The sequence below is a fragment of the Lonsdalea quercina genome (genome assembly GCF_900107885.1).
GTDB classification, from domain to species: Bacteria; Pseudomonadota; Gammaproteobacteria; order Enterobacterales; family Enterobacteriaceae; genus Lonsdalea; species Lonsdalea quercina.
In genome coordinates this window covers 16,225-34,516 of sequence record NZ_FNQS01000015.1, presented here as the reverse complement: position 1 = coordinate 34,516, position 18,292 = coordinate 16,225, and the positions used below count along the sequence as shown (strand labels likewise).

The window sequence follows — 18,292 nt, the reverse complement described above, 5'->3', positions numbered from 1 at the left end:
TTGGGATTAACATCTTCGGGGAAGGAGTTATAACTAAATAAGAAAGGTATGCGTTTGCTTATAACTCAATCGATAGCATTCAAGCAAACGCGGGGAGGAAGCCGGACTACAGGCGTCTGCTGACGTGATAAGCCAGATAGCGCAATAGCTTTATCTGCCGCGTGATCCGGCTGGGTTGAGACAGCAGCCGATACAACCACTCCAACCCCAGGTTCTGCCAGCGTTTTGGCGCGCGTTTCACGTGCCCGGTAAATACGTCGTAAGTACCGCCTACGCCCATATAAAGCGCTTCAGGATACACCAGACGGCAGTCCTGCATGATTCGTTCCTGCTTGGGAGAGCCCATCGCTACCGTCACCAGCTTTGCGCCGCTGTCGCGCACGCGCTCGAACAACGCCGTCTGCTGTTCAACGCTGAAATAGCCGTCCTGCGAGCCGACGATATTCACCTGCCAGCGACAACGCAACTCCCGTTCCGTCTGGGCCAGCACCTCGGGTTTGCCGCCGATGAGAAAGACCGGCGTTCCACGCTCGCCGGCGCGCTGCATCAAGGCTTCCCAGAGGTCGGCCCCGGCGATGCGCTCCACGCGGGCACCGGCATATTTCCGCCGGATAGAATGAACAATGCTGATGCCGTCGGCATATTTGTATTCCGCCGCGTCAATCAGCGCCTTCAGCGCGGAATCCCGTTCTGTCGCCAGAACTTTTTCGGCGTTAATCGCCACCAACGTACCGGTTTTGACCTGTTCGCCTGCCAGCAGATAGTCCACGCACTGCGTCATGTTCTCGAAGCCGTAGAGAGGGATCCCGCGAATCTGGTACTGTGGGATCGCACCATTGTGTTCCATTATTTTCCCCATTATTAGCGTCGCTGACTCGCGGGCGCAGTATGTTGCTCCGTCTTGGGGGGCGGGGTTATCCGCCAGCGCTGACGAATAACCCCTCCCACGAGCAGCAGCCAATACAATAGCTTGGCCAGCACCAGGCAAGCACCAAAGACCAGACAGAAAAACACCACCCGAGAGACGAAGGCATCCATCCCTTCCCTGACCAGCACGATGATGTTGAATATCGCGCCAAAGCAGAAAGCCTGCAAAATCGCCGCGTTATAGCGATTAGAACTTTGGCGACCGCGCTCATAAAGCCAATCGAACCACTTGATAATCAGCCCGACGGCCACGGCGCCCAACGGAATAAACGCCGCGCCGCCCATGACCAGCAGCGAGCCGATCAGCGTGGGCGACATCGCCAGTCCGCTGTGGTTATTCAGCACTTCCCAGGTGAAGTAGTTGGCGCTGTTGAGGATCAGCGCAGGTCGTCCCGGCCACAGCCAGCCGGGAATAAAGACATAAAAATCGCGAATGATGGGCGCCAGTCCCTGGAAATGAATTTCGTCGTAAAACTGCCACAGCCGGGCCAAATTTTCCCATGGGGAAAACGTATCCCGCGTCAGATACAGAAACGTGTAAACCGCCTCGGCGCCGCTGACATCAAGGCTATAGCGTTTCAGCGCCAGCCAGAACATCCCGACGATCCCCATCAATCCCGCCGCAACCAACATCGACAGTGAGATCCACCCGCGCACGATGCCAATAAACAGAAACAGCGAAAAGGCGATCAGGACGTTGGCCCGCGTTCCGCCGACAATCATGTAAGTCAACATGCCGAAAGCCACCGTCGCCAGCAAGAATCCCAGCCAGGCACGTTGCGTCTGACGCAGGAAATAGACCACCAGCATCGCCGGAATAAAGAAATAGAAAAAGCGTTTCAGCGCTACGCCAGACACATCGCTGGAGAAGATCTGATTGTAAGCCCGCAACTTAAACAGCAAGAAACCGTTGTGGAGAAAGAAGATGCCGACGGTCACCACCGCCACCAGCGCCAGCAGTCCCCAGACCAGGTGCGTCTCTACCCGGGAGAAGCTCAGCATCGGGGGGGAAGAAACGGCAGGCGAGGCGCGCAGCCGGGTTTTATACGCCACATAATAAATGGCGTAGAACACCGTCGCCGATAGCAGAGCCATCAGTAGGTACTGCGCCGGGACTACCGACACATTAAACCGGAACGCCAGCAGGCAGGTAAACGGGAAGCCGAGATAAAACGTGAGCAGATACAATAACGAAAACAACACGTTAAAGTTGAACCGCACCCGTCTGAACTCTTGCCACGTCAGAAACAGGATGAACAGCACGGAGACGAGGTACACCCCCAGAAGTCCGCAGACCTGCCATTCGGTCATACCGGTTCTCCCGCCGCCAGCGCCAGTGCCTGACGCCAGCCATGAATATAGTTTGGATTGAAAAACGCAATGTGCCGTTTATCGACCCGAGCTAGCGCCCGTTGCGCTTCCAGTACATCCGCCTCATCCAATGGTTCGCCGTAAAACAGCACCGGCAAATGTTGCTCCTGCAGATCCTGCCAAAACGGATTGTGACGGCTAATGACGAACGGAACGCCGAACTGTATTAGCAGGCACAGCGTACCAATGCCCTGCTGGCGATCAAAGATGAAGTAGCCCAGATCGCAACGGCGCAGCATTCCCAGGTAATCGTCAAACGCCATCTTCTGACGCAGCAGTTGAAAGCGTTTCACCCCGAACAGCGTATCGCCGACCTGCTGGACTTGCGCAATATAGTCATCGTTATTCTCGGGATAGCCCATGGGGACGATCACCCGCGCACGCTCGCCAAACTGCTCGTGAATCGCCCGCAGCGCCTCAATATGCCGGTTGGTTTTATCGCCGGAATTGCCGACCAGAATGGTCATCGGCCCGGCCTGGCCTTTCAGGTCGCTTGACGCAGCCAGCGTTGGGTCCATGCGCGTGGGGAAATAAAGTAATTGGGCGGGAATCTGCGGCTGCCGCTGCGCAAAATAGTTCAAATCGCCGCGCGTTGCGAACACTCGGCCAATGCGCCCCTGCGCACGGCGACGCATCAGATAGAACAGACGAGAAGCCATGCCGCTAGCCGTTTCATACAGGTCCGCGCCCCAGATGTGCCAATAAACCTGGGCGGGACGGATGCCGCCCGTCAGCAGCGCCAGCCACAGCCACGGGTTGAACTGGCCATGAAAGAAGAAACGGGTATCACGGCGCGCTCTGGCCTGCGCGACAAGCGCTTTCGCCAGCGCACGTTTATCGGGATAGCAGTCGACGGCCAGCGCCGGCAAATTTTGCAGCCATGCGGCCTTCTCCGGAGCCACCACCATAAAGCGCCGCACCTGCTCAGCGGGCAGCGTCGGGGCCAGCACGTCGTTAAAGAAACGCAGTACCGTCTGATTATGATGAGGAATATCCGCACCCAGCACGTGAATTAAGGGGGTCATGCTCGCCTACAGTAAATAATGAATATGCCGCAACACAGCAGGAAATAGACCAGATAGCTTGCCATATAAGCCTGTGCTGCGCCCAGTGCGCCATGCAAGGGGATCAGCCAATGCGCGAATCCCATCAGCAGGAGAAACTGGCTGATTTCGGTCAACAAGTAAAAGCGCAGAGAGGCTTTGGCAATGACCAAGTAGCCGAAAACGTAAGCACCCACTTTCATCACATCCCCTGCTAGCTGCCAGGGAAAAAGATCGCGCATCGCAACGAACTGATGTGAAAACAGCAGCCAGATCGCCACATCGCGCAGTAGCCAGACGACAAAACTCACTACTGCCACTGTGGGCAGCACAAACTTCAGCGACGTCACAATTTCCCGCGCCTGATCTCTGCGTTCGGTCAGCCGTGACAGCGTCGGCAGGAGATAGACGCTGAACGCTGCCGTGATGAACTGTAGATAGGCGTCGGAAATAGTGGTTACGCCCTGCCAGATCCCGACCGCTTCCCAGCCATAGTGCGCGGCGAGCAGATTACGCATGGTGATATAAGCGACCGGCAGCGTGATCGCTGTCATCAGCGCCATCAGGGTAAATTTGGCCAGCCGCCCCGCCAGCATCTGCTCCCAGAGCGGCTTTAGCATCGGCCAGCGCAGCGGGGTCGAACGTTGGAGCCACCATGCCGCCGGAATCGCGATCAGCGCCGGCACCAACGCCAGACCGACCAGCGCACCATGGTAGCCGCCCAGCCAGAAACAGGCCAGATAGGCCAGCAACCCAATCAGGCTGCCTGCAATAATCGCCAGCGCATTGCCTCGCGCATGGCGATACCCTTTCAGGATCGCCAAAAACAGGTTGGCATAGGCGATACCGACCTGAAGCAGCGCCAACGCCCGAACCACAGAGGCGAAACGCGCATCACCGAATAACGCTCCCGCTATCGGTGCCGCCGCCAACCATAGCAGGAGCGCTAGCGCCAGAGAAAACGCGGTCACCAGCGTGGTCGCGGTGCCTAACAGAGATCGCAGCTCTGCCGGACGCTGCTGATATTCCGCGACGTATTTGGTGACGCCGTTGAAAATGCCGGCGCCCGCCAGTACGCCCAGCACGGTGATCAACTGGCGGTAATTGCCCGCCAGTCCTACGCCGCTGGGTCCGAAAGCGACGGCCAGCAGCTTGACGACGACCAGACCAACCCCAATTTTGATCAGCGTTGAGGCGGCCGTCCAGACTGATGCCTTGGCGAGCGACATATCAGGAGAAGAAGCTCTGCACCGTGCTGATGACGGTACGCTGATTTACGTTGCGCAGGTTGTAAAACAACGGCAGACGCACTAGCCGTTCGCTCTCGCGAGTGGTGAAGCGATCTTCGCCGGAGAAACGCCCGAACTGCTGCCCTGCCGGGCTACTGTGCAGCGGAATGTAGTGGAAGACGGACAGAATCTCGGCTTCTTTCATATAACTGATAAAGTCATTGCGCTGTTCGATATCGCGTAGCCGTAGATAAAACATGTGGGCGTTGTGTATGCAGTCAGCCGGGACCGTCGGCAGTGCCAGTTTACCCGCCTGTTCTAGCGGACGGAACGCGGCGTAATAGGCGTCCCACAGGCTAAGTCGGCGCTCGTTGATGCGCTGTGCGGCTTCCAATTGTCCCCACAGATAAGCCGCCTGGATATCCGCCATCAGGTAGCTGGAGCCTAAATCGCGCCAGGTGTACTTATCAACCTGACCGCGAAAAAACTGGCTGCGGTTAGTGCCTTTCTCGCGAATGATTTCCGCACGGTCAATCAGCGCGGGGTCGTTAATCAGCGTCGCCCCGCCTTCACCGCCCGCCGTGTAATTTTTGGTTTCATGAAAGCTGAAGCAGCCAATATGGCCTATCGAGCCTAGCGGCCGTCCTTTATAACTGGACATCACGCCCTGCGCGGCGTCTTCCACCACGTACAGCCCGTGTTTCTGCGCCAGGGCCATAATGGCATCCATCTCACACGCCACGCCCGCATAGTGCACCGGCACGATAACGCGGGTACGGTCAGTAATCGCGGCGGCTATCTTGGTTTCATCAATGTTTAACGTATCCGCGCGGATATCGACATAGACGATGGTGGCGCCGCGAAGCACGAAGGCGTTCGCCGTCGACACGAACGTATAGCTCGGCATGATGACCTCGTCGCCAGGCTGGATATCCAGCAACAGCGCAGCCATCTCCAGCGAAGCGGTGCAAGAAGGCGTCAGCAACACTTTGGGACTGCCGGAATAGTGCTCCAGCCACTGCTGACAGCGGCGGGTGAAACCGCCGTCTCCACACAGCTTGCCGCTGCGCATGGCAGCCTGCATATATTCCAGTTCGGAACCTACGATGGGCGGAGCATTGAATGGGATCATATCGTCACCTGTATAGCCAATAGGCTGTGCTGTCGATTCGCGCGCCGCTGCCGAGATAAAGCCGCAACGCCGCAATATTGCCAAGTTGGGTCGCCACCCGTAGACGTAGGACATCCTGCTGTCGGCACCACGCTTTCGCCGCCTGCATCAGGCGGCGTCCTGTGCCGCGTCCGACTTGTCCCGGCCATGCCGCAAGTAGACCGATGCGCGCCTCCTGCTCCGGCAGCTGTCGCAACGTCACCCACCCCTGGGGCCGGTGGCGACGGTCTTCCAGCACTAGACACACGTCGTCAAACGTTCCGAGCACCGCATTTTCCACCCAGCGGGCATAAAATCGTCCGCTGTCTTCCGGCGCATACCACGGCGTGCGAAAACGGCTGAGCGCAAACGTCGTGCGAGCCGCCTCGCGCAGCGTGGGGAGATCGCTCTCCACGGCCCGACGTACGCCGTCGATCGCCTCGGCGTCCGGCCGGTCGGCTAAAGACACGCTAAGATCGACCTCGCTTTCCGCCAGCCGAAAACCCAGTGCGGACAACGCGTCCGCCCGCGTGGTCTCATGCGCCGGGATTTTCGCCTGAACGATGTCGTACGGCGCCAGCGCCGCTCCGCTGAGCACCGGCGCGGAGTCGGAAAAGAATAGCCTGCCGCTGGCGCGATGAAAAAAAGCGCTTTCCCAACTCAGAGGTTCCACATTGGCATGCAGCGGCATAAGCGATGTCCTGTTATCGTGCGAAGGGGATGATCGGCGGGGCGGCTATCGCCACACGCCTTTGGTGTCCACCACCCAACGTTGGCTGACCTGTTCCGGCGCAATCGCGCGGAACGAACGGTGATCGACCAGCATGACCAGTACATCAGCGGCTTGTAAGGCTGTGGCGCAATCCACTAACCTCGCCTTATCATGCAGCGAATCAGGCAACTGGCGGATATTCGGCTCGACGAGCAGCGTTTCTCCCATATGCCATTCGGTAATTCGGGTCGCGACATCCAGCGCCGGACTTTCGCGTAAGTCGTCGATATCCGGTTTAAACGCCAGCCCGAAACAGGCGACGCGAAGCTCGCTCGGACGTTTGTCAGTATTCACTAACGCTTCGGCGACGGCCGCTTTCACTCGGTCCACCACCCACTGCGGCTTGGCGTCGTTGACCAGCCGGGCGGTATGGATCAGCCGCGCCAACGCGGGATTTTGCGCCACGATAAACCAAGGGTCGACCGCGATGCAGTGACCGCCGACGCCCGGCCCCGGCTGAAGGATATTGACGCGCGGGTGGCGGTTTGCCAATCGGATGAGTTCCCAAACGTCGATCTGCTGTTCATCGCAAATCAGCGACAGCTCATTGGCGAAGGCGATATTCACATCGCGGAAGCTGTTTTCCGTCAGCTTGCACATTTCAGCGGTGCGGGAGTTAGTAACCACACACTCACCTTCCAGAAAGAGACGATAGAGCTTACAGGCGCGCGCCGAACAGGTCGGCGTCATGCCGCCGACGACGCGGTCATTTTTGATCAGCTCCACCATCACTTTCCCGGGCAATACGCGTTCCGGGCAGTACGCCACATTGATTTGCGCCGCGTCGCCAACCTGTTGGGGAAACGTCAGGTCAGGGCGCGCCTGCGCGAGCCACTCGGCCATCTGTTCGGTCGTGCCGACCGGAGAGGTCGACTCCAGAATAACCAGATTGCCGGGCACCAGTACGGGAGCGATGGACTCGACGGCCGCGCGTACGTAGCTCAGGTCCGGCTCGTGGTCGCCCTTGAATGGCGTCGGTACGGCGATAAGAAAGGCATCGGCAGGCACCGGTTGCTCAGAGGCGCGCAGATAACCTTCGGCCACGGCCGTACTGACCACTTGTTCCAGATCCGGCTCAACAATGTGAATTTCGCCGCGATTGATCGTCTCCACGGCGCGGCGATTCACATCAACCCCCACCACGCTGTGCTGCCGCGATGCAAACGCCGCGGCGGTGGGCAAACCGATATACCCTAGGCCAATAACTGAAATTGTATTAAAACTCATAACCTTACCTGATTTTCTTTTAATGCCGCGAGGATACGCTGGCTGGCGTGACCGTCGCCATAAGGATTCTGTGCCTGACTCATGGCCCGGTAGGCTGACTCATCCGTCAGCAGCTCCGAGACGTTATGCAAAATCTTCGTTGTATCGGTGCCGACCAGCCTCACGACGCCGGACGCCAGCGCCTCCGGCCTTTCAGTCGTGTCTCTCATGACCAGGACCGGCTTCCCGAGCGAAGGCGCTTCTTCCTGAATACCGCCCGAATCCGTCAGAATCAGGTAGGCGCGGTTCATCAGGTAGACGAACGGCAGGTAATTTTGTGGCGCTATCAGGAAAATGTTGTCGATGCCGCTGAGAATGCGATTCACCGGCTCGCTAACGTTGGGATTAAGGTGCACCGGATACACAATCTGGACATCCGGATGACGATGGGCGATCTCGGCCAGCGCGTGGCATATCCGTTCGAAGCCGTTGCCGAAACTTTCACGACGATGTCCCGTGACCAGAATCATTTTGCGCTGTTCGGATAAAAAGGCGTATTGCGCCTGTAATGGCCGATTCAGTTTAGGATCGCGGGCAATCAGGTCGCGAACCCAATATAGCGCGTCGATCACCGTGTTGCCGGTCACGTTGATGGCGGCGTCAGGCACATTTTCTTTCAGCAGATTCAACCGGGCGCTATCGGTCGGCGCAAAGTGAAATTGAGCCAGATGGCCGGTGAGCGTCCGATTCGCCTCTTCCGGCCATGGCGCATAAATGTCGCCCGTTCTCAGTCCCGCTTCGACATGCCCAACCGGAATACGCTGATAGAACGCGGCCAAGCTGGCCATTAGCGTGGTAGACGTGTCGCCGTGCACCAGCACCAGATCGGGACGGAACGCCTCTAAAACAGGTTTCAGCCCCGAGAGGATACGGCATGAGATCTCGCTAAGCCCCTGCCCCGGTTGCATTATGTTGAGATCAAAGTCTGGCTCAATCCCAAACAGTTCCAGGACCTGATCCAGCATTTCCCGGTGCTGAGCCGTGACGCAGATTCTTGACTCGAAAAACGTATCCTGAGCCAGTGCGTGAATCAATGGCGCCATTTTAATCGCTTCTGGGCGGGTGCCGAAAACCGTCAGGACTTTCACATTCGATGCTCTTTAGTCAGATAAAATAGGGCGTTCCGCCACAGGCTAAACCTGTCAGCGACGACGCGCCAATGCTACGCCTGCGCCAATCACCAGTCCCATGCTGCTCCACATCACCAGCAGCAGCAGGCGACGCGGGCTGTCGCGTTTCACCGGCTCTTCCGGCGTGCGCAGATAGCGATAGGTCTGGAACTGTTTTTCAACCACAGGCCCCACCAGCAGCGTATTCAGCAGCGCCCGATTTCGGTCGTAATCGCTGTCATACTGCGGGCCGCCTGCCTGCAAAAGCTCCAACCGGGCTTGTAACATCGGCACCCCCAGCAGGAATAGTTCAGAAGGAGGCAGCTCGTTAGCGGGCGTCTCCGCCGCATTATGGCGAATTCCTTGCTGGCGAGCGGCCTGCAAAGCCAGTTCGACGGCGTGCAGCTCACGATCGTAGGCGGCTTTAGCGACGGATTCCTGCTGCTTGATCTGCGAACGCATAAACACCGTGCGAGCCGCCCAGGCACCGTCGAGCGCCTCGTTAAGGTGAGACGCGGCGCGCTGGCTGGCGAATGCAATGTATTGACGCAGCAGGACGTTCGCATCGGCCGACGTTTCCGCCGTCAGCTTCACGCTATCGTTGGTTTTCTTGGCTTCGTCATACGGCGTGAACTGAATCTGATTTACCAGCTCATCCAGCAACGCGGCGTCCGCTCTCGTATCGCCTTTTTGATGCGCACGATAATAGGCAGACTGGAGCCAGAAATCACGTCGTGTGTCGTACGCCGCGGTCTGCATCACAAACTCAGCATAGGCTTCCGCAGTGATAGGAGGCTGCTCTGCGGGCGGGGTCGCAAAAGATTTGGCATCCAGGTTGCGCAGGAACTGCTGCTGAGAATAAAAACCGCCTAGCATATTCACGGTAGGTTTATCCGTGATCGCCGTGGCGCTCCACTCTTGCGGCGCGAGCCAGGCATATAGCATAGCCAGGGCCGCAAACAGTATGGCCGAACCGGCGATCCAGCGTTTTCCTTGCCAAAGCGCCTGGAACAGGCTGCGGACATCCAGTTCATTATCCCACTGGTTCTGCCGGACAACGTGATTCTCTGTACTCATTCTATCCCCAGATTATCGTGGTTGAGAGTAAGACCGCTCGCGCAGCTGACGTTTTACCCGCTTCACAAAACGCGCCACCCGCCACGCACGCTTCAGGCAGAAGCCGTAGAGGGAAAACATGAGCAGGAATAAGACTAGCATCAGCCATTCAGGAATAAATGGCAGGAACTCTCCCGCCATGCCTATCGCCGCCAGCACTGCGGCTGACAGCGTAATCAGCACAAATGCCTGACGAGAGGTGAAGCCTGCCCGCATGACCAGATGGTGGATATGCTGTCGATCCGCGGAAAACGGACTCATGCCTTTGCGCAGACGGCGATACATGATGGCGACCATATCCATCAGCGGTATGGCAATGATCCACAGCGCCGTCACCGGGTTGATCGGGTGTGCTTCTCCCTGCGTACTTTGCAACAGGAGCCAGATCGCCGTAAAGCCCATCATGGTGCTGCCCGCATCGCCCATAAAAACTTTGTACCGTCGGCCGAAAGCGCCGAGATTCAGGAGGATGTAGGGTAAGGTCGCAGCAATCATAGCGAAGCTCCACAGCGCCAGGCTATGGTTTCCGCTGTGATAAAGTAGAATGCCGATCGCGCCGAATGACACGCTGGACAGCCCGCCCAACAGCCCGTCGATGCCGTCCACCATATTGAACGCATTTATCGCGGCCCAAACGGCGAAAAGCGTCAGCAAATAGTTGAAAGGCCCAAGACTCAGGTTCCAGTCACCGAAGATATACCCCAGGTGCTGGAGCGTCAGACCGGCAAACCCCATCATCGCCGCAGCAACCGCCGCCTGTACCGTCGCGCGAAGGCGCACACTGATGTCGTAGCGATCATCGAGCGCGCCGACGACGACCAGAATGCCCGCGCAAACCAGATAGAGGCGAGCATGCGGAATATAATCATCGGTCATGAGAAAAGTGAAGCAGACCCCGGCATAAACCGAAATTCCTCCCACCAACGGTATTAGTCCCTGATGACGTTTACGGAAGTTAGGGCGATCAACGAGCCCGCTTTTCCTCGCCGCTTTGCGAGCCAGCAGCAGAAAAAGAAAAGAAAACAGAAATGTAGACGCTAATTGAGTACTCATAATGAGTAAGTTCACGATTTACAGCGCTTGATAATACAACTGGCTGTTTTATGAATGCCTTATTTTTACCTAACTTTTCAAAGAGAAAGCATGAAAAGCACAGGACAAAACGGTATATGGGCAAGGCATGGAGTGATGCATTAAGCAGCACGTAATTACGCCAAAACTCTTCCACGCCAGCATTATAGAGCAAAATAAAAAACGCCACGACTCAGCGTGGCGTTTTCTCAAACCAGTAGCGTGATTTACGAACGCTTCATCATGTCGAAGAACTCATCGTTGGTCTTCGTCATAGCCAGTTTGTTAATCAGGAATTCCATAGCATCGATCTCCCCCATCGGGTGGATGATCTTGCGAAGAATCCACATTTTTTGCAGCTCTTCGGAGCTGGCAAGCAGCTCTTCTTTACGCGTGCCGGAACGGTTGTAGTCAATCGCCGGGAAGACGCGTTTTTCTGCGATTTTACGAGAGAGGTGCAGTTCCATGTTACCGGTACCTTTGAACTCTTCGTAAATCACTTCATCCATCTTCGAGCCGGTATCAACCAGTGCGGTGGCGATGATGGTCAGGCTACCGCCTTCCTCAACGTTACGGGCCGCACCGAAGAAACGCTTCGGACGATGTAAGGCGTTGGCGTCTACCCCACCGGTCAACACTTTACCGGAGGACGGAACGACCGTGTTGTAGGCGCGAGCCAGACGGGTGATGGAGTCCAGCAGGATGATGACGTCTTTCTTGTGCTCAACCAAACGTTTCGCTTTCTCAATCACCATTTCGGCAACCTGAACGTGGCGAGAAGCCGGTTCGTCGAAGGTGGAAGCAATCACTTCGCCTTTCACCAGACGCTGCATCTCGGTCACTTCTTCCGGACGTTCGTCGATCAGCAATACCATCAACACGCAGTCAGGGTGATTGTAGGCGATGCTCTGCGCGATATTTTGCAACAGCATGGTTTTACCCGCTTTCGGCGGCGCCACAATCAGACCACGCTGACCGCGACCAATCGGAGAAGCCAGGTCCAATACGCGTGCCGTCAAATCTTCCGTCGAACCGTTGCCGCGTTCCATGCGCAGACGCGAATTGGCGTGCAGCGGCGTCAGGTTTTCGAACAGAATCTTACTGCGGGCATTTTCCGGTTTGTCGTAGTTGACTTCATTGACTTTCAGCAGGGCGAAATAGCGTTCGCCTTCTTTCGGAGGGCGAATTTTACCGGAAATGGTGTCGCCAGTACGGAGGTTGAAGCGGCGGATTTGGCTGGGGGAAACGTAGATATCATCAGGACCGGCGAGGTAGGAACTGTCGGCGGAACGTAGAAAACCAAACCCATCCTGCAATATTTCCAGCACACCATCGCCGAAGATATCTTCGCCACTCTTTGCATGCTGCTTCAGTATGGCGAAAATAATGTCCTGTTTACGCATGCGGGCCAGGTTTTCCAGCCCCATATTTTCGCCAAGAGTGATCAACTCAGAAACTGGCGTATTCTTTAATTCGGTAAGATTCATAGTGGTGGGTTCTTAAACTCGGGGTAAATCTCGAACTATTAACGTGAATGGTATGGCAGGATCATCCGTGCCTCTTATAACGGCCTTCAATCACCGAATGCCAGCTTTGTGCCGGACTGAATCATGCGGACTCTGCGCATACACACGGCAAAGATCGAAGACACCTTCAAAACAAATTAATTTATAACTGTCAGATTGCCAAACCGGGGGGAGAACATCGTTAATTTAGATGACTTTTTCCGATTTTGACACAGAATATTGCTTTAGATTCTAACTTTAGGCTCAAGCCCGAAGAGCTCAAACTACAGGTAAGTACGATATGCAGTGAGGATGAATCTAGCATGCTTCCCTGTGGGCGTCCAGCGGTCAGTAAGAGAAATTCTCATTGCCGGAAGACGCCCAGGGAATCGCCCTGTTTAGTACGAATTACAGGTTAGCTTCGATGAACTCTTTCAACTGACCTTTAGATAATGCGCCGACTTTCGTGGCCGCCACTTCGCCATTTTTGAACAGCAGCAGAGTCGGGATTCCGCGAATACCATATTTAGGTGCCGTAGCCGGGTTTTCATCAATGTTGAGTTTGGCTACAGTTAGTCTGTCCGCGTATTCCTCGGAGATTTCATTCAGAATGGGAGCGATCATTTTACAAGGACCACACCATTCAGCCCAGAAATCAACCAGCGTTACGCCCTCGGCCTGCAATACGTCTTTATCGAAAGTGCCGTCGGTCAGGTGAATAATTTTATCGCTCATGTTTTACTCCGCAGGATTATGTCCAACCAGTTGGTGTAGCATTAACCAACCTTGGGGTTGGCTTTATTTCTTATTTCACTGGATACGCTTTCGTAAAGCAATAGTTAGCTGATATTCTACCATACTATGAGCAAAACACACTTAACCGAACAGAAGTTTTCCGACTTCGCACTGCACCCGCAGGTTATAGAAGCGCTTGAAAGTAAAGGGTTTCATAACTGTACGCCGATTCAGGCGCTGACATTACCACTGACGTTGTCAGGCCGTGATGTCGCAGGTCAGGCGCAAACCGGTACCGGCAAGACGCTGGCATTCCTGGCGTCTACTTTCCATTATCTGCTTTCCCATCCTGCTTCGGCTGAACGTGAAACTAACCAGCCTCGCGCTCTGATTATGGCGCCGACGCGTGAACTCGCCGTGCAGATCCACGCAGATGCTGAAGCGCTGGCGCAGGCCACCGGTCTGAAACTGGGCCTGGCCTACGGCGGCGACGGCTACGACAAACAGCTGAAGGTGCTGGAAAGCGGCGTTGATATTCTGATCGGCACTACCGGTCGTCTAATCGACTACGCCAAGCAGAACTACGTCAATCTGGGTGCCATTCAGGTTGTGGTGCTGGATGAGGCGGATCGCATGTACGATCTGGGTTTCATCAAAGATATTCGTTGGTTGTTCCGACGCATGCCAGCTACCGATCAGCGTCTCAACATGTTGTTTTCCGCCACGTTATCTTACCGTGTTCGTGAACTCGCTTTCGAGCAGATGAACAACGCGGAATATGTGGAAGTGGAGCCGGATCAGAAAACCGGTCACCGGATCAAAGAAGAGCTGTTCTACCCGTCTAACGAAGAAAAGATGCGTCTGCTGCAGACTCTTATCGAAGAAGAGTGGCCGGATCGTTGCATTATCTTCGCCAATACCAAGCATCGCTGCGAAGACGTATGGGGTCATCTGGCCGCAGATGGTCACCGCGTCGGATTGCTGACCGGCGATGTGCCGCAGAAAAAACGCCTGCGCATTCTGGAAGATTTCACCCACGGCAATCTCGACATTTTGGTTGCAACCGATGTCGCCGCACGCGGCCTCCATATTCCGCTGGTCACACATGTCTTCAACTACGACTTGCCGGATGATTGCGAAGATTACGTTCACCGTATCGGTCGGACCGGCCGGGCAGGCGAAAGCGGTTTTTCCATTAGTCTGGCCTGCGAAGAATACGCGCTGAATCTGCCTGCTATCGAAGAATATACGGGTCATCGTATTCCGGTCAGCAAGTACAATAGCGAAGCGCTGTTGAATGATTTTCCGCCGCCTAAACGTCTGACGCGTCCGCGCTCTGCCTCCGGTCCGCGTCGCCAAAGTTCACAGCGGCGCAGCAGTGGTCCTCGTAACAACAACCGTAGACGGCAGGGTTGATGCTCTTATGTCGATGCTAAGTTCTTCTTCGCTCTATGCCGCCATTGATTTAGGCTCCAACAGCTTTCATATGCTGGTCGTCCGGGAAGTCGCCGGTAGCATACAGACCATGTCCCGCATCAAACGCAAAGTCAGGTTGGCCGCGGGACTGGACAAGCAGAGTTGCCTGTCCCTGGAAGCGATGGAGCGCGGCTGGCAGTGCCTGAAACTGTTCTCGGAACATCTGCAAGACATTCCGCAGGATCAGGTGCGCGTCGTCGCGACGGCAACCCTCAGGCTCGCCAGCAACGCCGACGAGTTCCTGGACAAGGCTAAGCGCATTTTGGGCGTGCCGGTGCAGGTGATCAGCGGAGAAGAAGAAGCTCGACTCATTTATCAGGGCGTGGCCCATACGACAGGCGGCCCTGAACAAAGACTGGTCGTCGATATCGGCGGCGGCAGCACCGAACTGGCGACGGGCACCGGTGCACAAACTAATCAGCTGTTCAGCCTGCCGATGGGCTGTGTGACCTGGCTGGAGCGCTACTTCACGGATCGCAATCTGGGCGAAGAAAATTTCCGTCACGCTGAAGAAGCCGCGCGTGAAATGGTACGTACGGTAAAAGAAAGCCTGCTGGCGCAAGGCTGGCAGATCTGCGTCGGGGCCTCCGGCACCGTACAGGCGCTGCAAGAAATCATGGTCGCGCAGGGGATGGATGAGTACATCACATTAGCTAAGTTGCAACAGCTTAAGCAACGTGCGATTCAATGCGGCAAACTGGAAGAACTCGAAATCGACGGGTTGACGCTGGAGCGCGCGCTGGTTTTCCCAAGCGGCCTGTCTATCCTGCTGGCGATCTTCCACGAACTGGGTATCCAAACCATGACGTTAGCCGGCGGTGCGCTCCGCGAAGGGCTGGTATACGGCATGCTGCATTTGCCCATCGGGCAGGATATCCGCTCCCGTACCTTGCATAATCTGCAACAGCGCTATCTTCTTGATGGCGAGCAGGCGCGGCGCGTCAGCGCACTGGCGGACAATTTCGCACAGCAGTTGGTTCAGGACTGGCAATTAGACGATCGATGTCGGGAGCTACTGCGCAGCGCGAGTCTGATTCACGAAATCGGACTCAGCATCGACTTCCGTCAAGCTCCCCATCACGCCGCCTATCTTATCCGCAACAGCGATCTCCCTGGTTTTACACCTGCTCAGAAAAAACTGCTGGCCACCCTGTTACACAATCAGTGCAATACGCTCGATCCTATTCCGCTGACGCAGCAAAACGCGCTGCCGGTGGGTCAGGCACAGCATTTATGTCGCCTGCTGCGACTGGCGATTATTTTTGCCAGTCGCCGCCGGGACGATACGCTGCCTGCCGTCAGGCTACGCGCGGAAGACGAAACGCTGCGGGTCATTTTACCTGCCGGATGGCTATCCCAGTATCCGCTGCGAGCCGAGATGCTGGAGCAGGAAAGCCGCTGGCAAAGCTATGTCCATTGGCCGCTCGATATTGAAGAAAGCCCTGCCTGATCAGTCACTAAAGGGTAACATATTGTTGCCCTTACCTTCCCTCGCGTCTCAAAATCTGCGATGTTTTTCCAACCCTGAATCGATACAGGACGTATCGCCGCTGTAACGCACGGCTTCCTAACAACCCGTCATTACGGCATACATCTAATTTTCAAAAATGAAGGATTAAGGATGAAAGGATTCTCCCTGCCCGGGCGCTATTCCCAGAGCGCGGCCGCCGCATTGTTACTGTTTACTTGCGCATCGTCAGATGCCGCTAACCTTCCCCAACAGCTGCGCGTACCAACGCTGGCGTTTGATGACCACAGCATCGTGTTGGTGTGGGACGCGCCGGAAGACACATCTAACATTGTCGACTACCAGATTTATCAGGGCGGACGGCTTATCGGCCTGGCAAGCAAGATGAACGCGTCCAACGCTCCCACCGGCCGCTATCTGTCGGCGTTTTACAAGAATGACGCCGCCAGCTTCCAGCATCGGATCGTGATACATAATGCGCGAGTCGATAACCTGAAGGCCAATACCGAGTATCAGTTTACCGTTCGGGTCGTTTATGCCGACGGCACCGTATCCGGTGACAGCAACGCCGTTACCGCAAAAACCGCCAGCACGCCGCAGGTGCTGAACGTCTCTCGATACGGCGCAAAAGGCGATGGCGTGACGCTAAACACAGCCGCTATCCAGAAAGCCATTGATGCGTGCAAACCGGGCTGTCGGATAGACATTCCTGCGGGCGTATTCAAAACCGGCGCGCTATGGCTGAAAAGCAACATGACGCTTAATCTGGTCAAGGGGGCGACGCTGCTGGGGTCGGACAGCCCCAGCGATTATCCTGACGGCTATAAGCTATACCCCTACTCCACCTTCACCCGCCCGGCTTCATTAATCAATGCGATCGACCAAAACAGCAGTACGCCGGGAACGTTTCAGAACATCCGTATCGTGGGTCAGGGCGTTATCGACGGCAATGGCTGGAAGCGTGCGACCACCGCCACGGTGACGGACGAAGCCCGTACGGCGCTGCCTCAATACGTCGCCAGCAATAGCAGCAAAGTGAGCCAAGATGGTATTTTAGCCAAAAATCAGGTGGATAAGCTGGTCAACAATGGCGTTGACGCGAAACTGGCCTACGGCCAAGGCCGCTCCAGCCTGATGACGCTACGCGGCGTGGAAAACGTCTACCTCGCGGACTTCACCGTCCGGAACCCCGCGTTCCACGGCATTATGCTGTTGGAAAACCACAATGCGGTGGTGAATGGCCTGACGCACCAGACCTATGACGCCAACAACGCCGACGGGGTGGAGTTTGGCAACAGCCAGAACGTGATGGCGTTTAACAACGTCTTCGACACCGGCGATGATTGCATCAACTTCGCCGCCGGCACCGGCGAAAACGCCAACCAGCAAGAGCCGATGAAAGGCGCATGGCTGTTCAACAACTATTTCCGTATGGGGCATGGCGCGATAGTGACCGGCAGTCATACCGGGGCCTGGATACAAGATATTGTGGCGGAGAACAACGTAATGCAGAAAACCGACGTGGGCTTGCGCGCCAAAAGCGCGCCGGATATCGGCGGGGGCGCACATGGCGTGGTATTTCGTAACAATGCGATGAAGAACATCGTTAAACAGGCGGTGGTCGTCACGCTCAGCTATTCGGACTCGAATGCGACCGTAGATTACCCGGCAGCCAAAACACCCGCCCGCTTCTACGACTTTGCGGTCAGCAACGTCACCGTACAGGGCACGTCAGGCGCCTATCCGTCGATTGAGGTCGTAGGCGACAGCACGAAGGGGATTTGGCACAGTCAGCTGAATTTTAACAACTTGAAACTGGACAGCGTCCCTCCGGCCTCCATAAACGATATGCAAGACAGCACGTTCAGCCATGTGGCCTTCACGAATCTGCTTAACGGCACGACGCCGTGGAAAATCGGCACGGTGAAAAACGTGACTATTGAAGGCAAAACGCGGACCCAGTAATAGCGCAATCTGCTTTCCGCCAGGCGAGTCATCTCGCCTGGCGTTTCCATTTCAGCACCACGCACGCACCTATGGGGTAAACGATACGT

General features: G+C 56.1%; 15 protein-coding genes. 3 read left to right on the top strand and 12 right to left on the bottom strand.

The window, feature by feature from the left end; genetic code table 11:
• Positions 1–106: 106 nt before the first annotated feature.
• The 12 genes from wecG to trxA all read right to left on the bottom strand — a co-directional run bounded on the left by wecG (position 107) and on the right by trxA (position 13,294).
• Entirely contained in the window at positions 107–847 is a 741-nt protein-coding gene (wecG, locus tag BLU64_RS16055; RefSeq protein ID WP_026743717.1) for a lipopolysaccharide N-acetylmannosaminouronosyltransferase, read from the bottom strand.
• Between the two features lie 14 nt (positions 848–861).
• Positions 862–2,238, bottom strand: a complete 1,377-nt coding sequence (gene wzyE / locus BLU64_RS16050) for an ECA oligosaccharide polymerase (protein ID WP_074729384.1) — start codon at positions 2,236–2,238, stop codon at positions 862–864.
• Entirely contained in the window at positions 2,235–3,323 is a 1,089-nt protein-coding gene (locus BLU64_RS16045) for a TDP-N-acetylfucosamine:lipid II N-acetylfucosaminyltransferase (protein WP_074729382.1), read from the bottom strand. The genes wzyE and BLU64_RS16045 overlap by 4 nt, the downstream gene beginning before the upstream one ends.
• The gene (gene wzxE, locus BLU64_RS16040) at positions 3,320–4,570 is read right to left on the bottom strand and encodes a lipid III flippase WzxE (RefSeq protein WP_026743720.1); all 1,251 of its coding nucleotides are present in this window, start codon (positions 4,568–4,570) and stop codon (positions 3,320–3,322) included. The genes BLU64_RS16045 and wzxE overlap by 4 nt, the downstream gene beginning before the upstream one ends.
• Before the next feature lies 1 nt (position 4,571).
• Positions 4,572–5,702: a dTDP-4-amino-4,6-dideoxygalactose transaminase gene (gene rffA / locus BLU64_RS16035; protein WP_026743721.1), complete on the bottom strand. Its 1,131-nt coding sequence runs from the start codon at positions 5,700–5,702 to the stop codon at positions 4,572–4,574.
• A gap of 4 nt (positions 5,703–5,706) precedes the next feature.
• Positions 5,707–6,411, bottom strand: a complete 705-nt coding sequence (rffC, locus tag BLU64_RS16030) for a dTDP-4-amino-4,6-dideoxy-D-galactose acyltransferase (protein WP_074729380.1) — start codon at positions 6,409–6,411, stop codon at positions 5,707–5,709.
• 45 nt (positions 6,412–6,456) lie between these two features.
• A complete protein-coding gene (gene wecC / locus BLU64_RS16025; protein WP_074729378.1) occupies positions 6,457–7,719 on the bottom strand; it encodes a UDP-N-acetyl-D-mannosamine dehydrogenase in 1,263 nt (420 codons plus the stop codon).
• Complete coding sequence (gene wecB, locus BLU64_RS16020) at positions 7,716–8,846, bottom strand: non-hydrolyzing UDP-N-acetylglucosamine 2-epimerase (protein ID WP_074729376.1); 1,131 nt, start codon at positions 8,844–8,846, stop codon at positions 7,716–7,718. The genes wecC and wecB overlap by 4 nt, the downstream gene beginning before the upstream one ends.
• A 54-nt stretch (positions 8,847–8,900) precedes the next feature.
• The gene (gene wzzE / locus BLU64_RS16015; protein ID WP_026743725.1) at positions 8,901–9,944 is read right to left on the bottom strand and encodes an ECA polysaccharide chain length modulation protein; all 1,044 of its coding nucleotides are present in this window, start codon (positions 9,942–9,944) and stop codon (positions 8,901–8,903) included.
• 12 nt (positions 9,945–9,956) lie between these two features.
• A complete protein-coding gene (wecA, locus tag BLU64_RS16010) occupies positions 9,957–11,051 on the bottom strand; it encodes a UDP-N-acetylglucosamine--undecaprenyl-phosphate N-acetylglucosaminephosphotransferase (protein WP_026743726.1) in 1,095 nt (364 codons plus the stop codon).
• Positions 11,052–11,281: 230 nt separating this feature from the next.
• Complete coding sequence (gene rho, locus BLU64_RS16005; RefSeq protein ID WP_027063767.1) at positions 11,282–12,541, bottom strand: transcription termination factor Rho; 1,260 nt, start codon at positions 12,539–12,541, stop codon at positions 11,282–11,284.
• A gap of 426 nt (positions 12,542–12,967) precedes the next feature.
• A complete protein-coding gene (gene trxA, locus BLU64_RS16000; RefSeq protein WP_026739280.1) occupies positions 12,968–13,294 on the bottom strand; it encodes a thioredoxin TrxA in 327 nt (108 codons plus the stop codon).
• Between the two features lie 126 nt (positions 13,295–13,420).
• Between trxA and rhlB the strand changes: the two genes are divergently transcribed.
• From rhlB to BLU64_RS15985, 3 genes are all read left to right on the top strand, one after another.
• A complete protein-coding gene (gene rhlB, locus BLU64_RS15995; protein ID WP_026743728.1) occupies positions 13,421–14,710 on the top strand; it encodes an ATP-dependent RNA helicase RhlB in 1,290 nt (429 codons plus the stop codon).
• Positions 14,711–14,723: 13 nt separating this feature from the next.
• Entirely contained in the window at positions 14,724–16,220 is a 1,497-nt protein-coding gene (gppA, locus tag BLU64_RS15990; protein ID WP_026743729.1) for a guanosine-5'-triphosphate,3'-diphosphate diphosphatase, read from the top strand.
• A gap of 171 nt (positions 16,221–16,391) precedes the next feature.
• Complete coding sequence (locus BLU64_RS15985; RefSeq protein ID WP_026743730.1) at positions 16,392–18,203, top strand: glycosyl hydrolase family 28 protein; 1,812 nt, start codon at positions 16,392–16,394, stop codon at positions 18,201–18,203.
• The last annotated feature ends 89 nt before the right edge of the window (positions 18,204–18,292 follow it).

What these genes read in the sequence shown, in the direction of transcription:
- wzzE (WP_026743725.1), bottom strand. Translation starts at nt 9,944, where the DNA reads ATGAGTACAGAGAATCACGTTGTCCGGCAGAACCAGTGGGATAATGAA.
- gppA (WP_026743729.1), top strand. Translation starts at nt 14,724, where the DNA reads ATGCTAAGTTCTTCTTCGCTCTATGCCGCCATTGATTTAGGCTCCAAC.
- wzyE (WP_074729384.1), bottom strand. Translation starts at nt 2,238, where the DNA reads ATGACCGAATGGCAGGTCTGCGGACTTCTGGGGGTGTACCTCGTCTCC.
- wecC (WP_074729378.1), bottom strand. Translation starts at nt 7,719, where the DNA reads ATGAGTTTTAATACAATTTCAGTTATTGGCCTAGGGTATATCGGTTTG.
- wecG (WP_026743717.1), bottom strand. Translation starts at nt 847, where the DNA reads ATGGAACACAATGGTGCGATCCCACAGTACCAGATTCGCGGGATCCCT.
- rffA (WP_026743721.1), bottom strand. Translation starts at nt 5,702, where the DNA reads ATGATCCCATTCAATGCTCCGCCCATCGTAGGTTCCGAACTGGAATAT.
- trxA (WP_026739280.1), bottom strand. Translation starts at nt 13,294, where the DNA reads ATGAGCGATAAAATTATTCACCTGACCGACGGCACTTTCGATAAAGAC.
- rho (WP_027063767.1), bottom strand. Translation starts at nt 12,541, where the DNA reads ATGAATCTTACCGAATTAAAGAATACGCCAGTTTCTGAGTTGATCACT.
- rffC (WP_074729380.1), bottom strand. Translation starts at nt 6,411, where the DNA reads ATGCCGCTGCATGCCAATGTGGAACCTCTGAGTTGGGAAAGCGCTTTT.
- BLU64_RS15985 (WP_026743730.1), top strand. Translation starts at nt 16,392, where the DNA reads ATGAAAGGATTCTCCCTGCCCGGGCGCTATTCCCAGAGCGCGGCCGCC.
- rhlB (WP_026743728.1), top strand. Translation starts at nt 13,421, where the DNA reads ATGAGCAAAACACACTTAACCGAACAGAAGTTTTCCGACTTCGCACTG.
- BLU64_RS16045 (WP_074729382.1), bottom strand. Translation starts at nt 3,323, where the DNA reads ATGACCCCCTTAATTCACGTGCTGGGTGCGGATATTCCTCATCATAAT.
- wzxE (WP_026743720.1), bottom strand. Translation starts at nt 4,570, where the DNA reads ATGTCGCTCGCCAAGGCATCAGTCTGGACGGCCGCCTCAACGCTGATC.